This is a genomic window from Anaerocolumna sp. MB42-C2 (assembly GCF_030913705.1).
GTDB lineage: Bacteria > Bacillota > Clostridia > Lachnospirales > Lachnospiraceae > Anaerocolumna.
On the sequence record NZ_CP133190.1, the window covers coordinates 4,319,339 to 4,335,591 of the forward strand.

Here is a 16,253-nt window from a genome sequence, read left to right on the forward strand (position 1 = left end):
GATTCTTTCACTTTTTATTTGTGGCAGTAACACATCTGAGAACAGATGTGTTATGCAATGGGTATTAAAATGGCTTTAAGAATTATTACAGATTCTGCTTCCGATGTGCCGAAATGGCTGTTAGAGAAATATAAGCTGCATGTTATACCTACGCCGGTTGTTATAAATGAAAAAGATTACTTTGACGGTGAAACCATAATGCCGGAAGAATTTTATGATATCCTACGGGCAGGGACAGAGGTAAAGACTTACCATATCAATTCTTTTATGTTCCATAATAATTTTGAACCATATGCCATAAATAAGGATGAAGTAATTTATATCTGTTTTTCTACCGGTATAGCAGGGACTTATAATGCTGCTAATCTGGCTAAAGCAGAACTTTTGGAAGAATACCCTGATTTTGATCTTACTATTATTGATACCAAATGTGCTTCTCTTGGATTTGGTATTGTAGTGGAAAAAGCATTACAGATGGTGGAACGCAATATTCCTAAACAGGTAATTATAGAGGCAATCCGTTTTTATTGCGATAATATGGAACATATTTTTACGGTTGAAACACTGGAGTACCTTTATAAAGGCGGAAGATTAAGCAGAACTTCCGCGATTGCAGGAGGACTGCTTGATATTAAACCCATTATCGAAGTAGATGATAAGGGAGCATTAGTTGCGATAGAAAAAGTCAGAGGGCGTATGCGCTCTCTTAAAAGGTTAGTTGATATTGCAGGTGAACGGGGGGTGGATCTTTCAAGTCAGACCATAGGGCTTGTCCATGGTGACGATAAAGAGACTCTGAATCTTGTAAAAAATATGCTGATAGAAAAATACGGCTGCAAAACTTTTTTAGAGAGTTATGTAGGTTGCGCAATTGGAGCTCATACAGGTCCTGGAATCATCGGAATCATCTTTTTAAGTGAAAAATCACCATATGTAATATAATAAAAATAAAATTCCTATAACGTACTCTTACAAGAGAGTACCGTATACTATCAATAACTCGAAAACGGTGTTTGATATGTTATCTGATATACATAGGAAATTAGCCTCCCCATTTCTTATCTTCAAATAAATTATGGTAGGGAGGCTATTATTTTATGTAAGTATTACGAATAACTTATGATTTATGAATCTTACCGGCATTAATGATTCTAATTAATTATCTTTTAAATCGGGCGTAGCTTTTGCCAGAGCAGCTTTAATTGCATCCAGTAATAAAATCTGAGTATATTTACTGTCCTCAGAAATCTCGATTGAGTTTATATCAACTCCGTCGACTAATTGCTCTGAAATATCATTTAATGATGGTTCTACCAATGGATACATGGTAGTAATGGAGTCATCGATATTAACAATACGAACGGAATTAATATGATCCTTATCCAAAACCACTTCCAAATTCAACGCGGTGTCATTCAGAACCAATGTTGAATTATATACGCCGGGTGTATATTGGGTTCCTGACATAGTTGCTGTAGTATCTTCCTTTTTGTTCATAAACATAATTACTAAAAGGATAATCAGCAGTATACCCAGGCCTGCAAATAGTGCCGTATATATAATTTCTTTTAAGTGAATAACAACAATTTTTGTTTTTGACATATTTTGCACCATGCCTTTCCTGGTAGACGTTCACATTTTTCAAAGTATAAAGCAGATATTAAATTCAGGTGAACCATACCAATTTCAGTTCAATATGTGTGATGAGGAAATTCACACATTAGCCTCCATAAGAATACTTTATATATCTTATTATTGTTTTTTAAGATTTATGATTATTTCATTAATAAAAGTCCAAATAATTAGAAACTTATATACTATTAATATACAAATTTATCTATAAGGATAAAAGGTATACGAGAATGTAATTGTTTAGTCTGTTAGAAACAGTTCCTTTTTTAACACGAACCTATTCGTAAATAAAGCAGAATTATGGTATAATATCGACAGATATTATACCGGTGCCGAACCAAAGTGAGTGCACATAAACGCCACAAAGTGGCGCGGTACCATGGGAGCTAGCGGACATGGTATAATGAAAGCGGAATGAGTAACTGGGAGTTTGCCAGGGAATTGCGATTGGAGCAATAAAACTAAGAATGTTTTGTCATTTATATATACATATCAGGGAGGAAATTATATGTCCTTACAATTTGTGATAGGAAGGTCCGGTTCGGGAAAATCTTATCAATTATATAAAGAGATTATAACAAAATCAATACAGAAGGAGGATACCAGTTATCTGGTTATTGTACCGGAACAATTTACCCTTCAGACACAGAAAGACATCGTATCCAGGCATCCGAACCGGGGAACCATGAATATTGACATATTAAGTTTTAACCGGCTTGCTTTTCGTATCTTTGATGAGGTAGGTGGCAATGACAGACCGGTGTTAGAAGATACCGGGAAAAGCATGGTTCTGCGTAAAATAGTGGCGATAAAGAAAAAAGAGCTGGAATTATTTAATCATGATGTTCAAAAGCAGGGTTTTATTGACGAATTAAAATCATTGATTTCTGAAATTTATCAATATAGCATCAGTATCCCTAAACTTGAAGAGATGAAAGAGGCCATGGCAAATAAGCCGCTTCTACATGGGAAACTCCATGATATAATTATTATTTATAAAGCCTTTAGAGAATATCTGGATAAAAATTATATTACTGCTGAAGAAATACTGGATGTTCTCTGCGAGGTAATAGACCAGTCGAAACTGATTGAAAAGAGTATCATATGCCTGGATGGCTTTACCGGTTTTACTCCTGCCCAATATAAATTATTAACTTTGCTGATTAAGAAGGCTAAAAAGGTTTTAATAACAATAACCATAGATAAAAAAGAATTGGATATCCCGGATGAGGAATACCAACTCTTTCATTTAAGCAAAAAAACGATTAAAAAACTTACAGATATAACGGAAGAGGAGAAGATGGAACTGGATTCTCCTCTGTTTGTGGAAGACATTTCTCCTGTAAAGGTACCTTATCGTTATCGTAACAGTCCTGCACTGGCTGCCCTGGAAGCCAATTTATTCCGCTATCCGTCAAAAAGCTTTGAAGAGGAACAGGATAATATCAGTATTCATGCTGCAAGAGATATAAAGCAGGAGATTATTTTTGTCGTACAGGAAATTAAGAAGCTGGTTCGTGACAGGCAATACCGTTACCAGGATATTGCTGTTGTAACAGGGGATATCGCTTCTTACGGCAGAGAGTTTGGAAGAGAATTTGAGAAAGCAGGAATTCCATGTTTTATAGACAATAAGAGGGAGGTATTGTCCAATCCATTTGTGGAAATGATTCGTTCTGCACTTGACATAGTACAGAACAAGTTTGATTATGAGAGTGTGTTCCGATATCTGCGTTGCGGCCTTGCCAATGTAGAAATGGCGGATGTAGATATACTGGAGAATTACGTCATAGCCTTAGGAATCAGGGGACAAAAGAAATGGCAGGATAATTGGACGCGTCTCTACCGGGGACAACCACAAGGAGAATTAATCAGGATAAATGAAATCCGCCAAGCATTTTATGATGAAATAAATCCTTTATATGAAGTTCTCTCCGACAAAGAAAAAACTGTTAAGGATTATACCTTAGCTTTATATGAATTTGGGTTAAAAATGCAGGCAGCCGAAAAATTAGAGGCTTTTGCCCTTGCTTTCAGTGAAAATAACAAACTGGGTGCAGCAAAGGAATATGAGCAGATATATGGAATTGTGATGGAATTGTTTGATAAATTAGCTGAACTTTTAGGAACCGAAGTGATATCCTTAAAGGAATACATTGAAGTTCTTAAGGCAGGTCTTACAGAAGCAAAAGTTGGTCTTATCCCGCCGGGACTTGACCAGATTACAGTGGGTGACATTGAAAGAACAAGGTTAAAAGACATAAAAGCTTTATTCTTTGTAGGAGTTAACGATGGAATAATTCCTAAAGTTAACGGCAGCGGCGGCATCTTAACGGATATGGAGAGACAAACCTTCTTAGAGCATAAAATTGAAATGGCACCTACCATAAGACAGGCCGGCTTTACGGAAAAATTCTATCTGTATCTGAATATGACCAAACCACAGGACAAACTGTACATTTCGTTCAGCAAGTTAAACGGGGACGGAAAAAGTATAAGACCCTCTTATATGATAGAAACCATACGAAAATTGTTTCCTAAAATAAAGATTTCAGATGAAGATATGGAAAATGAAGATATCTCCCACATCCTGGGTAATAACGGCGGAATGGATTATATCATAGATGGATTGCGGAAATATCCCTATGAAGATCCAACGCAGGTATGGAATGAATTATTCAGCTATTATTATGCCAAAGAGGAAAATAAAGATCAGATACAGAGTTTGATTCAGGCTGCCTTTTATGTGAATAAAGAAAGGGGATTATCAAAGCAGATAGCGAAAGAACTATACGGAAGTTCTCTGACCGGGAGTGTAACCAGATTCGAACAGTATGCAGCATGTGCATTTGCCCATTATATCAGTTACGGATTAGAGTTAATGGAACGGCAGGAATACCGGTTAGCTATCCCGGATATCGGTAATTTATTTCATAATGCCATTGAACTCTTCTCAAGAAAAATGGCTGCCAGCGAATATAGCTGGCATACCATTCCGGAGAATGTGCGAGAGGAATGGGGAAGTCAGTGTGTGAGGGAAGCTGCCGACGGTTATGGAAACTCCATTTTTGGAAGTTCAAGCCGGTATCAATACATAGTTAAACGGGTTGAAAGAATTACAAAGAGAACCTTATGGGTTTTGTGCGAACAGATCAAGAAAGGTGATTTCGAACCGATTGGCTTTGAAGTGTTTTTCTCCGGAGATAATGAACTTAACAGCCTTAAGATCGATTTGTCCGAGAATGAGGGCATTCGCCTCTTAGGCCGCATCGACCGACTGGATATCTATGAAGAAAATGATAAACTGTTAGTGAAGGTTATTGATTATAAATCCGGCAATACTTCCTTTGACCTTCTTTCTGTTTATTATGGCTTACAGATACAGCTGGCAGTTTATATGAATGCAGCCATGGAATTAATGGAGAGGGAACATCCTGGTAAATCGGTGATCCCAGCCGGTATCCTGTATTATAACATCGATGACCCCTTAGTAGAAAAAAGCAGTCATGTGGAAGAGAGTATTCTAAAGGAACTTAAGATGAATGGAATTGTAAATAGCAGCGGAGAAGTAATCAAACATCTGGATAACAGTTTTCTAAGCGAAGGGGAGGAGTTAAGGCCCTCGGTGAAATCTGACGTGATTCCTGTTGAAACGAATAAAGACGGATATCCGACGAAACGTTCCAGTATTGCAGACCAATACAAACTAAAAGCGATTGAAAAATATGTAAAAGATACGGTATATCATTATGGTTTTGATATATTAGACGGAAAAACAGATATAAAACCTTACCAAATGGGCAAACGAAGTGCCTGTGATTATTGTATCTACAATAGTATCTGCGGATTCGACAGTAAGTTAAACGGATATTCTTATCGTAACCTGGCCTCTTTATCTGCAGAAGAGGTCTGGGATAGAATAATGAAACAGCAGAAAACGGTTAAGGAAGGAGTGGATAAGGATGCTTTGGACCAGTGAGCAGCAGAAAGTAATAGACTTAAGGAACAGAAATATCCTGGTATCGGCTGCAGCCGGCTCCGGTAAGACTGCTGTATTAGTTGAGCGTATTATATCCATGATCACGGAAGGGGATAATCCGATTGATATTGACCGCCTGCTGATTGTTACCTTTACCAATGCAGCCGCAGCGGAAATGCGGGAGAGAATCGGTGAGGCCATTGAGAAAAAGATAGCGGAAATGCCGGATAATATTCACCTGCAAAAACAGGTGACGTTAGTCCACAGCGCCCAGATAACCACCATTCACAGCTTTTGTTTAAGTGTTATTCGAAATCATTTCAACAGTATTGATTTAGACCCAGCTTTTCGTATAGCAGATGAGGCGGAACTGACCTTAATAAAATCCGATGTAATCAGTGATCTTTTAGAGAATTACTATGAAGAGGGAGAGGCGGATTTCCTGGATTTTATTGAGAGTTTTTCTTCCGGGAAATCTGATGGAGGCATAGAAGAGCTGATATTACGGCTTTTTAATTTTTCCACGAGTTATCCCTGGCCGGAGGAATGGCTGGAGGAGAAAAAGGGAACTTTTTCAATAAATACACTGGAAGAAATGAAAGCCTCCGATTGGATGGGTGCTTTACTTAACTACCTGAAAACCGTTTCAAATGATCTTGTGATACGATGCAGGGAAGCAATATCGATCTGTGAAGAAGCAGACGGACCCGGTGCTTATACTGCGGCTTTAAAAAGTGATGAAACTTTATTGCTTTCTTTATCTGAATTAAATGATTACGATGATTATGCAGATCTTTTAAATGGTTTTTCTTTTGCAAGACTATCCGGTAAAAAAGAAGAGGGTGTAAGTGAAGAAAAGAAGAATCAGGTTAAGGTCATACGGGATGAGATTAAGAAAGCAATAGGAGACCTGTGCAAGAATTATTTCTTCCAGTCTACCGAAGAAATGTTAAACGATATAAAGGCTATGGGTGGTCCGGTTACAGTATTAATTAATTTATGCAAGGATTTTTCAGAAAAGTATGCAAAACGCAAATCTGAAAAAAATATAGTAGATTTTTCTGACCTGGAACATTTTGCTCTGAATATACTGGTGCAGAAAAAAGACGGAGAAATGGCACCTACTCCTGCCGCGGATGAACTCTGTGAGTTTTACGCAGAGATTATGATAGACGAATATCAGGATAGCAACCTGGTACAGGAGACTATATTAAACAGTATCTGCAGAGAGCGGTATGGAAATCCGAATTTATTTATGGTCGGGGATGTGAAGCAAAGTATATATCGGTTTCGACTGGCAAGACCTGAGATATTTATGGAAAAGTACGATACCTACGATTTAGAAGACAGTAAGCACCAAAGAATCGATCTTCATAAAAACTTCAGGAGCAGATCTGTGGTATTAGACAGTATTAACTTCATCTTTGAGCAGATCATGACGAAAAAACTGGGAAATATTTTATATGATGAGCAGGCCGCATTATATCCCGGAGCTGACTTTGGAGAGCAGACAGAGGGAGTTTCAGCGGATACTGAGGTTATCTTAGTTTCGGTAGAACCCGCCTTAAAAGAAATGGACAGGGATAGGATAACAGAGAAAGTGACAGGGGAAGAAAATGAAACGGAAGAGAATGAATACACAGCCAAAGAGATAGAAGCAAGAGCCATTGCAAAACGAATGAAAGAATTGACCGATTCCAAGAAAGGGCTGATGGTATTTGATAAGAAAGATAAGATTTACCGCAGGGCAAAGTATGGAGATATTGTAATCCTTTTAAGAACTATGAGTAACTGGGCTGAAATATTTGCTGATACCCTGGCTGCGGAAGGGATTACCTCTCATACGGAAACCCAGTCCGGTTATTTTTCCACGTTAGAAATCCGGACGGTATTAAACTTATTAAAAATCATAGATAATCCGAGACAGGATATTCCTTTTACTGCGATTCTCCGCTCACCGATTGTAGGTTTAACCAGTAATGAACTGGCCTTGATCCGAATACCCAGAAGGCGTATTTCCATGTATGAAGCGGCACAGGAATATACTGAGGAAGGTTCGGATGAACTTTCCGATAAATTAAGTAAATTTATGGTTAAATTAGACCGGTATCGTGATATGGTGTTCCATTATTCCATTCATGAATTAATACTAAAGGTCTTAGAAGATACCGGTTACTACAATTATGCGGCGGCAATGCCGGCCGGTGAGAAGAGACGGGCTAATATTGACATGTTAGTACAGCGTGCAATTCGTTTTGAGGGCAGCAGTTACAGCGGATTATTCCATTTTGTACGTTATATTGAGAAACTTCATAAATACGATATTGATTTCGGTGAAGCTAAAATAGCCGGAGAAAACGATGATACCGTTAAAATTATGAGTATTCATAAGAGCAAAGGGTTGGAGTTTCCTATTGTTTTTTTGGCAGGTATGGGAAAGAGTTTCAATAACCAGGATTCCAGAAGTAATCTTTTAATCCATCCGGATTTAGGAATCGGAATTGATTATATTGACCATAAGTTAAGAATAAAAGCTCCAACCTTAGTTAAAAAAGTTATTCAGAAGGAATTGGTATTAGAAAATCTGGGGGAAGAACTGCGGGTGCTTTACGTAGCTATGACCAGGGCTAAGGAAAAGCTGATATTAACCGGAGGGGTTAAAGATTCAGCCAAATTACTGACAAAATGGGGCAGTATCTGCAGGCAGAAAGAGAAACAGCTTCTTTATTATCAATTAAGTAATGCGGCCTCTTATCTGGACTTCCTAATACCATCCCTTATGCGCTACCGGGGATTTGAAGAGATTCTGAAAGAAATCGGTATCAGGCAGGACTTAAGCAATACCTTATATAATGCAGATACCAGAATAAGTATAAAACAATATTCCTATGAGCAGGCAGCTGAATATGAATATATGACACAGCTTTATAATAAAGTAAATCAGAATGATTTTATAGATTGGAATACAGAACGGATATATAATGAGGAGGTACGAAACACAATTTACTCTTACATGGAATATCAATATCCTTATCAGACAGAAACTAATATTCATACGAAACTTACCGTATCGGAACTTAAGAGATTAAGTCAGTATGAGGCAGAGGATTTTGGAGTGCCCATGAAAGGAACTACCGGATCAGGAAAGGAAATTCCGGTTCCTAATTTCAGTAAAGATACGGATATCACCCGGGGTGCCGATCTTGGTACACTCTATCATACCGTATTGGAGGCTTTGGATTTAACGAAAGTAAGAAGCAGAATGGATATTGAGGAGACACTTTTAGACTTGGTGCACAGGGGAAAAATAAAAGAAACGGATAAACTGGTTCTGGATATTGATAAGCTGTACTTATTTATTGGAAGCTCAGTTGCAGTTAGGATGCGAAAAGCAGCAGAATCGGGAGGACTTTATAAAGAACGTCAATTTGTCATGGGATTAAAAGCCTGCGAGATTAACAGCAGTCTAAAAAGCGAAGAAACAGTTTTAGTGCAGGGTGTCATTGATGTATATTTTGAAGAAGACGGTAAATGGGTATTACTGGATTATAAAACAGATGTGGTAAACGGAACAGACGGGGAAGCACAGTTAATCAGACGTTACCGGGTACAGCTGGATTACTATCAAAAAGCCCTGGAACAATTAACCGGCAAGAAAGTGAAAGAGAGAATCCTGTATTCTTTTGGTTTAGGTAAAGAAATACAGGTACAACAGAATAACTCATTTTAGATGGATAAATGTATTATCTTGAAATAAGATGTACAATATGACAAAAATGAGATAATTTGTAGAAAAACATTTTATTTTGATAGTTTATGTGGTATAATTATACATATGTTAGACAAAATACATAAAGGGGAGTATATGTTTTTGTATATGTCGAACAAATACTGTTTCATATAATACTCTCATATAATATTATGTAAATTTACAAACCTAAAAGTCATGACCTACAAGGGGATGCAGGAGGATCAAAAGATGAAATTGAACAATGATTCAATAACGGGGAATGAAAGTAAGAAAAAGTTAAAGGACTTTATGAAAGCCGAGAAAAAGAAAGAAGCTTTGGAGGCTAAGGCGAAAGCGAAACTTGAAAAGGAAAAGAAGAAACTGGAAGAAAAAACTCAGAATGTAAAAGAGAAGAAACAGAAAGTAAAAACAGAAGTAAAAGAAAAGAAAAAAATCTTGAACCAGTTTAGAGGCATAAGAGCTAAAATATTACTTGGGTTTTTTATCCCTGTAATATTATTGGGGATTTTTGGAATAGTTTCTTATCAAAAATCTGCAGATGCAATCATAACGAATTACGAGAAAAGCACAAGTGATACTTTAAATGCAGTAAGCAAATACCTGGAATTGGGGTTATCTTCCGTATCTGACAAAGCAATTGAATTTTCACTTAGTAAGTCTGTGGAAGATTACTACAGAAGAGTGAACGAAAAGGACACGCTTGAAAATGTAACAGCATTAAGACAGCTCCAACAGGAAGTTATCGTAATCAGAGAAACGAATTCCTTTATTAATTCCATTCATATTATGGCTAATGTAGGTACTCCGATTTCTACTTTGGCTACTCCTCCGAGAGATATTTTTGCTCAGTACAGCACATCGGAAGACGCCAAGAAAATAAAAGAGAATACCTCCAGAAATGTATGGGTCGGAAAACATGAAACCCTGGACAAACTGTTGTCAATTAAAGATACAGATTATGCAATGTCAATGATTACCAAGTTATCATTCAGTGATGGATTAGTATTTATGGATGTATCCATGGATGAAATCACAAATGTACTTAAAGATATCAATGTCGCTGAAGGCAGTATTGTTGGTTTTGTAACCGGAGACGGAAGAGAAACGTTAACAAATCCTGATTTAAAGAACGTTTTTCCGGAAACCGAATATTATAAAGCTGCGGAATCGGGTGAAAAAACAGATGGATTTTCCTACCAGAACTACAATAACGAAAACTATCTGTATGTATACAGTAAAGTTGGTGAGACCGGTGCTATGGTTTGCGCATTGATTCCTAAGACTGAAATCTTAAAACAACCCAGTGCGATTAAGAATTTAAGTATTATCTTTATTGCATTTGCATGTATATTTGCTCTATTGGTAGGAACGGTTATTGCAGGCGGTATCGGCAGTGCGATTACAAAACTTGTTAATTCCATATCATTAGCAGCACAGGGGGATTTAACTGCTAAGTTTAATACAAAGCGTAAGGATGAATTCCGTGTATTGGCAAATGGGCTGTCGGATATGACGGCAGGTATGAGTAATCTGATTGGTGAAGTCGCGGGTGTCGGTCAGAAAGTTACGGAGTCGGCTGATTTACTTTCAACTACATCGGAAAAAATCTTGGGTGCAACCAAAGATATTTCCTTTACCATTGATGAGATTGAAAAAGGAGTTGTACAGCAGGCTGAAGATACAGAGCATTGTCTTGGTCAGATGTCCAATCTATCAGAAAGAATCAATCAGGTATACAGCAGCACCTATGAGATTGAAAAAATCGCTAATAATACAAAGGGTATTGTCGGTGAGGGACTGGTTATTATTGATGAATTAAATGATAAATCAAAAGCTACTACGGATGTTACTCAGGTAGTAATTAAGGATATTGAAGCATTGGTAGAACAGTCACATAATATCGGTAACTTTGTAGGTATTATTAACGAGATTGCATCCCAGACTAATTTACTTTCCCTGAATGCTTCCATTGAGGCAGCCAGAGCAGGTGAAGCAGGACGTGGATTTGCAGTTGTAGCGGATGAAATACGTAAATTGGCTGATCAGTCCATACAGGCGGCCAGTCAGATTCAGGGAATCGTAACAGAAATCCAGAATAAAACACAGGGCACGGTGGTATCTGCAAAACAGGCTGAGAACATTGTAGAATCCCAGACAGAATCTTTAAATAAAACAATCAGGGTATTTGAAGATATTAATAAACATGTTGGAAGCCTTGTTACGAATCTGGATAATATATCAATTGGAATTAAGGGAATTGAAACTGCCAAAGAAGACAGTATGGATGCAATCCGCAACATTTCTGCAGTAGCTCAGCAGACGGCGGCAGCTTCGGAAGAAGTTAGTGCTACGGCAAATGTTCAGATTAATTCCGTTGAAAACTTAAGTGAATCCGCATTAGAACTTGCTAATGATGCAAAGAAATTAGAGCAGGCAATACAATTATTTAAAATTCAGTAAATAAGTTTTATTGCAAAGGTATGAAATAAATAGATCAAGGCTACACTTTATATAGAATACTAAACAAGGGACTGTTTCACTACGAGAGATAAATTGTAATGAAAAGCAGTCCCTTGTTAAAATCTAGAAAGGGTGTATAATATATGAGTAAAAAGAAATCAGAAACGAACAATATAAATTTAAGTGATTTAAAACCGGACGAAAAATTAAAATATGAGATAGCAACCGAACTGGGACTTTTAGACAAGGTAAAAAGTGATGGATGGAAATCACTTTCCGCTAAGGAAACCGGGCGGATTGGCGGAATTATGACAAAGAGAAAAAAGCAAATGCAGATGGAGGGGATAAATAAACAACAATGAAAAAGAAGCTTTTGTTTATCTATAATCCACTTGCCGGAAAAAGTAAAATTAAAAACTGGTTGTCAAGTATCATCGAATCTTTTGTAAAAGGTGATTATGAGGTAGTTATATATGCTACAACCGGCAGGAAGGATGCTAAGAATATTGTGATGGACTGCTTAAGCCGTGAGACATACGACCTTGTTGTATGCTCCGGCGGTGATGGGACTTTAAATGAAGTAATCAGTGGAATCATGCACAGTGAGCAGAATACATGCATTGGTTATATTCCATCAGGAACAACCAATGATTTTGCCTATAATCTAAAACTGCCCAAAAATCTGCTGGGAGCGGCTAAAGTAGTATTAAGCGGAGAAGCATTTCCTTGTGACGTTGGTATCATTAATGGGGAATACTTTACATATACTGCGGCATTTGGCCTCTTTACGGATGCTTCTTATGAAACACCGCAGACAACTAAGAATATGCTGGGCAGATTGGCATATATTCTGGAGGGTGTAAAGCGTTTACCTAATTGGAAATCATACCAAATGGAAATAACCTGTGGTGACAAGGTAATGAACGATAATTTTATATATGGTATGGTAGCAAATTCCATATCCGTCGGCGGGATAAAAGGTCTTACCGGCAAAGATGTACAATTGGATGACGGCCAGTTTGAAGGAATATTTATTAAAATGCCGCAAAATGTAATGGATTTTCAAAGTATTATAAATGATTTGTTGAAAGGAAACTTAAACAGTGACCATATTTTTTCATTCCCTGTAAAAGAAATATTATTGACATCGGAAGAGATGGTGCCCTGGTCCATTGACGGGGAATTCGGCGGAGAATTCCAGACAGTAAATATCTCAAATTTAAAACAGGCCGTTAAGATAATAAGGAACAAAGAAGAAATAGTATAATAACAAATGAGCATAATAAAGATAATAAAGAAAGTCATTGACAGGCACACATAAATACCCGTATCTTTGTTTGATACCGGAGGTGACCTGCTGATGACTTTCTTTATGCTAGACATATCTTTATAGGATAGGTATTATCTAACTCCGGGACTAATAAGATTAGGGATTCAAAAGGTCCCTCAACCTGCATTTTATGAATATCTATACGCTGGTATTCATTCATAATGTAAAATTGACCTTTTGATCCCGGCAATCATCTTAATAATGAATTAAAAAAGTTCATTATTCTGTAATTTTAATGTGCTTATGGCAAGAAAATTCTTTATCACAACACTGATTCCGCCTAGAAGTATGGAAGAGTCCTGTAAGGCAGAAGGTACAATATGAGTAACACTGTTCATTCTGCTGCTTAAGGATTGCTCGATTAATTTTGTTAACCCCGGAAAGAAGTTGGTAAAGGAACTATTGATAATTACAATATCCGGATTATAAGCATTCAATACATTGTTGATACATACGGACATATATTTTATAAATTTATCAATAATATAAATGGCGTCTTTATCTCCTGTCTGATACATAGAAGATAAAAGCTCAAAGTCAATTTCAGCCAGCCCTTTTCGTTTGGCAAATTCCTTTAATAATGCACGTTCGGAAACATATTGTTCTAGACACCCATGATTACCGCAGGGACATTCTTTTCCGTCAACTTCAACAATGGTGTGGCCAAACTCACCGGCGCGGCCGTTATAACCGGTATACAGGGTGTTATTGATTAATAATCCTAAGCCAATTCCGGAATGAACACTAATATTGGCTATATTGGGATAATCAAACATAAAAGTTTTTTCTCCCAATACGGATAGATTTGCTTCATTTTGTAAAAATATAGGTGTATGAAAATGTTGTTCCAATTCATCTGCTAAATCAATACCGGCAAGATCATAATAAGGAGTAAAGGATACTTTGTTATTATATACAACACCGTGAATTCCCAACGAGATACCTACCAAACCATAAGTAGTATCCGTACCCGCTGGTTTCATGGTTTCTATCAGACTGCATAGTACCTGCACAATATTCTCATTGGCTTTTGGTGTTTTAATTTGTTTTAAACTGCAATCTTCCCCCTCCAGATCCGTAAGTAATGCAGAAATCGTTTCAACACCGATATCGATGCTGATGACATAACCGGCTTTTTTATTAAAGCTAAGCAAAATGGGTTTTCTTCCAAGATCCGTATCATCGCTGCCGATTTCAATTACCAGGTCTTTATTAATCAGATCCTGTACAATCGTTGAAATAGTAGCTTTTGTAAGCCCAAGTTTTTTGGATATGGCAGCTCTTGAGATTGGCTTAGTATTAATGATAGTCTCTAATACCAAAGTACTGTTTATGTCACGAATAAGTTCCTTGCTTCCTGTAATCATGTTATCCATCCTTTTATCTATGACAGCAATGATATTGTCATAATTTAGTGAAAATTTTAATTCAATCATAACATAAAAATAATTGATTGAAAAGGGGTCTGGTTAAAGAACAATATCCCTTGACAAAGGGAAAAAATGTTGCTATATTGTAATTATAAACATTAGTTCAGTCAAAAAACTATATATAGGAGGTTAAATCGTATGGCTTATTTTGAAGGAGTAGGAAAAATCAATTACGAAGGACCGGAAAGCAAAAATCCGTTAGCCTTTAAGTATTACAACCCAGATGAAATTGTTATGGGTAAAACAATGAAAGAGCAGTTAAGATTTGCAATGTCCTATTGGCATACATTTACTTATATGGGGAATGATCCATTTGGAGTAGGTACTATGTTCAGACCATGGGATAATGCGGATTGCCCAATGGAAGTTGCTAAAGAAAGAGTACATGCTGCTTTTGAATTTATGGAAAAAGCACAGATTCCTTTCTTCTGTTTCCATGACAGGGATATTGCGCCGGAAGGAAAAGATCTGGCTGAAACCAATGCCAGGCTGGATGAAATCGTAGCAGTAATTAAAGAAGAAATGGCCCGTACCGGAATCAAATGCTTATGGGGTACAACCAATGCATTCAGTAATCCACGTTTTGTTCATGGTGCCGGAACATCCTGTAATGCAACCGTATTTGCTTATGCTGCGGCACAGATCAAAAAAGCAATGGAAGTCACCAAGGAACTTGGCGGTGAAAATTATGTATTCTGGGGCGGCAGAGAAGGATATGAAACCTTACTGAATACCGATACGGGACTGGAACTTGATAATCTGGCGAGACTTCTTAAGATGGCTTGTGATTATGCGGAAGAAATCGGTTTTACCGGTCAGTTTTTAATTGAGCCAAAACCAAAGGAACCAACCAAACATCAATATGATACCGATGTAGCTACGGTTCTTTCTTTCCTTAGAAAATATAATCTGATCGATAAGTTTAAACTAAATATAGAAGCAAATCATGCAACCCTTGCGATGCATACATTCCAGCATGAATTGAATCAGTGTCGTATTAACGGTGTTCTTGGAAGTGTAGACGCTAACCAGGGTGATTTAAATCTTGGATGGGATACCGATCAGTTCCCGACTAATATTTACGATACCACTTTAGCGATGTATGAAATTTTGTTAGCCGGTGGATTAACAAAAGGAGGGCTTAACTTTGACTCCAAGGTCAGACGTGCATCTTTTGAAGAGATTGATTTGTTCTATGCATACATTGCAGGAATGGATACTTTCGCAAGAGGGTTAAAGGTTGCCGCTAAGTTAATCGAAGATAAAGTATTTGAGAACTTTATAAATAATCGTTATGCCAGTTATAAAGAAGGCATTGGTAAAGATATTATGGAGGGTAAAGTCGGTTTTAAGGAATTAGAAGCATATGCTATGAATAACGGTATAACTCCTAATGTATCCGGAAGACAGGAATTGCTGGAATCAATTTTAAATCAATATATTCTTGAAACAAGATAAAAGATCAGGAGAGATAAGTTGAAATATTAATTTTTTCAACTTCAAATTTACACATTTTACACTTCATCATCAGGGCAGTACCGCAAGCAGGTTTGCGGTAAGCCTTGGTGTCAGGTTGAAAGAAAATTAAATAAGGAAAGGTGCCACGTGATAGTTCTTTCAACTTTTATGTTGTGGCAGTAACATATCTGCAAGCAGATATATTTACAATGG

The 16,253-nt window shown here is 37.2% G+C and carries 9 protein-coding genes; 7 read left to right on the forward strand and 2 right to left on the reverse strand.

Annotated elements, in window-relative coordinates; all coding sequences use genetic code 11:
* The first annotated feature begins 69 nt into the window (after positions 1 to 69).
* Positions 70 to 942: a DegV family protein gene (locus tag RBU59_RS19335; RefSeq protein ID WP_308144115.1), complete on the forward strand. Its 873-nt coding sequence runs from the start codon at positions 70 to 72 to the stop codon at positions 940 to 942.
* Positions 943 to 1,155: 213 nt separating this feature from the next.
* On the opposite strand, the gene RBU59_RS19340 is transcribed toward RBU59_RS19335, so the two are convergent.
* Positions 1,156 to 1,602 (reverse strand): hypothetical protein, encoded by a 447-nt coding sequence (locus RBU59_RS19340; RefSeq protein WP_308144116.1) that lies wholly within the window; start codon positions 1,600 to 1,602, stop codon positions 1,156 to 1,158.
* A gap of 538 nt (positions 1,603 to 2,140) precedes the next feature.
* Here RBU59_RS19340 and addB point away from each other — a divergent pair.
* From addB to RBU59_RS19365, 5 genes are all read left to right on the forward strand, one after another.
* Positions 2,141 to 5,611 (forward strand): helicase-exonuclease AddAB subunit AddB, encoded by a 3,471-nt coding sequence (addB, locus tag RBU59_RS19345; protein ID WP_308144117.1) that lies wholly within the window; start codon positions 2,141 to 2,143, stop codon positions 5,609 to 5,611.
* Positions 5,595 to 9,341, forward strand: a complete 3,747-nt coding sequence (gene addA / locus RBU59_RS19350; RefSeq protein ID WP_308144118.1) for a helicase-exonuclease AddAB subunit AddA — start codon at positions 5,595 to 5,597, stop codon at positions 9,339 to 9,341. Before addB ends, addA begins: the two co-directional genes overlap by 17 nt.
* A gap of 249 nt (positions 9,342 to 9,590) precedes the next feature.
* Positions 9,591 to 11,822: a methyl-accepting chemotaxis protein gene (locus RBU59_RS19355; RefSeq protein WP_308144119.1), complete on the forward strand. Its 2,232-nt coding sequence runs from the start codon at positions 9,591 to 9,593 to the stop codon at positions 11,820 to 11,822.
* 143 nt (positions 11,823 to 11,965) lie between these two features.
* Positions 11,966 to 12,184, forward strand: coding sequence for a small, acid-soluble spore protein, alpha/beta type (locus tag RBU59_RS19360; protein ID WP_308144120.1), 219 nt, complete (start codon positions 11,966 to 11,968; stop codon positions 12,182 to 12,184).
* Positions 12,181 to 13,089, forward strand: a complete 909-nt coding sequence (locus RBU59_RS19365; protein WP_308144121.1) for a diacylglycerol/lipid kinase family protein — start codon at positions 12,181 to 12,183, stop codon at positions 13,087 to 13,089. The genes RBU59_RS19360 and RBU59_RS19365 overlap by 4 nt, the downstream gene beginning before the upstream one ends.
* A gap of 269 nt (positions 13,090 to 13,358) precedes the next feature.
* Here RBU59_RS19365 and RBU59_RS19370 read toward each other — a convergent pair whose 3' ends face one another.
* Positions 13,359 to 14,519 (reverse strand): ROK family transcriptional regulator, encoded by a 1,161-nt coding sequence (locus RBU59_RS19370; RefSeq protein WP_308144122.1) that lies wholly within the window; start codon positions 14,517 to 14,519, stop codon positions 13,359 to 13,361.
* Between the two features lie 201 nt (positions 14,520 to 14,720).
* Between RBU59_RS19370 and xylA the strand changes: the two genes are divergently transcribed.
* Complete coding sequence (gene xylA / locus RBU59_RS19375; protein ID WP_308144123.1) at positions 14,721 to 16,040, forward strand: xylose isomerase; 1,320 nt, start codon at positions 14,721 to 14,723, stop codon at positions 16,038 to 16,040.
* Positions 16,041 to 16,253 lie beyond the last annotated feature (213 nt).

Bases quoted from the DNA above. Each gene is read 5' to 3' on its own strand.
- RBU59_RS19335 (WP_308144115.1), top strand. From the start codon at position 70: ATGGCTTTAAGAATTATTACAGATTCTGCTTCCGATGTGCCGAAATGG.
- RBU59_RS19340 (WP_308144116.1), bottom strand. From the start codon at position 1,602: ATGTCAAAAACAAAAATTGTTGTTATTCACTTAAAAGAAATTATATAT.
- addB (WP_308144117.1), top strand. From the start codon at position 2,141: ATGTCCTTACAATTTGTGATAGGAAGGTCCGGTTCGGGAAAATCTTAT.
- addA (WP_308144118.1), top strand. From the start codon at position 5,595: ATGCTTTGGACCAGTGAGCAGCAGAAAGTAATAGACTTAAGGAACAGA.
- RBU59_RS19355 (WP_308144119.1), top strand. From the start codon at position 9,591: ATGAAATTGAACAATGATTCAATAACGGGGAATGAAAGTAAGAAAAAG.
- RBU59_RS19360 (WP_308144120.1), top strand. From the start codon at position 11,966: ATGAGTAAAAAGAAATCAGAAACGAACAATATAAATTTAAGTGATTTA.
- RBU59_RS19365 (WP_308144121.1), top strand. From the start codon at position 12,181: ATGAAAAAGAAGCTTTTGTTTATCTATAATCCACTTGCCGGAAAAAGT.
- RBU59_RS19370 (WP_308144122.1), bottom strand. From the start codon at position 14,519: ATGATTACAGGAAGCAAGGAACTTATTCGTGACATAAACAGTACTTTG.
- xylA (WP_308144123.1), top strand. From the start codon at position 14,721: ATGGCTTATTTTGAAGGAGTAGGAAAAATCAATTACGAAGGACCGGAA.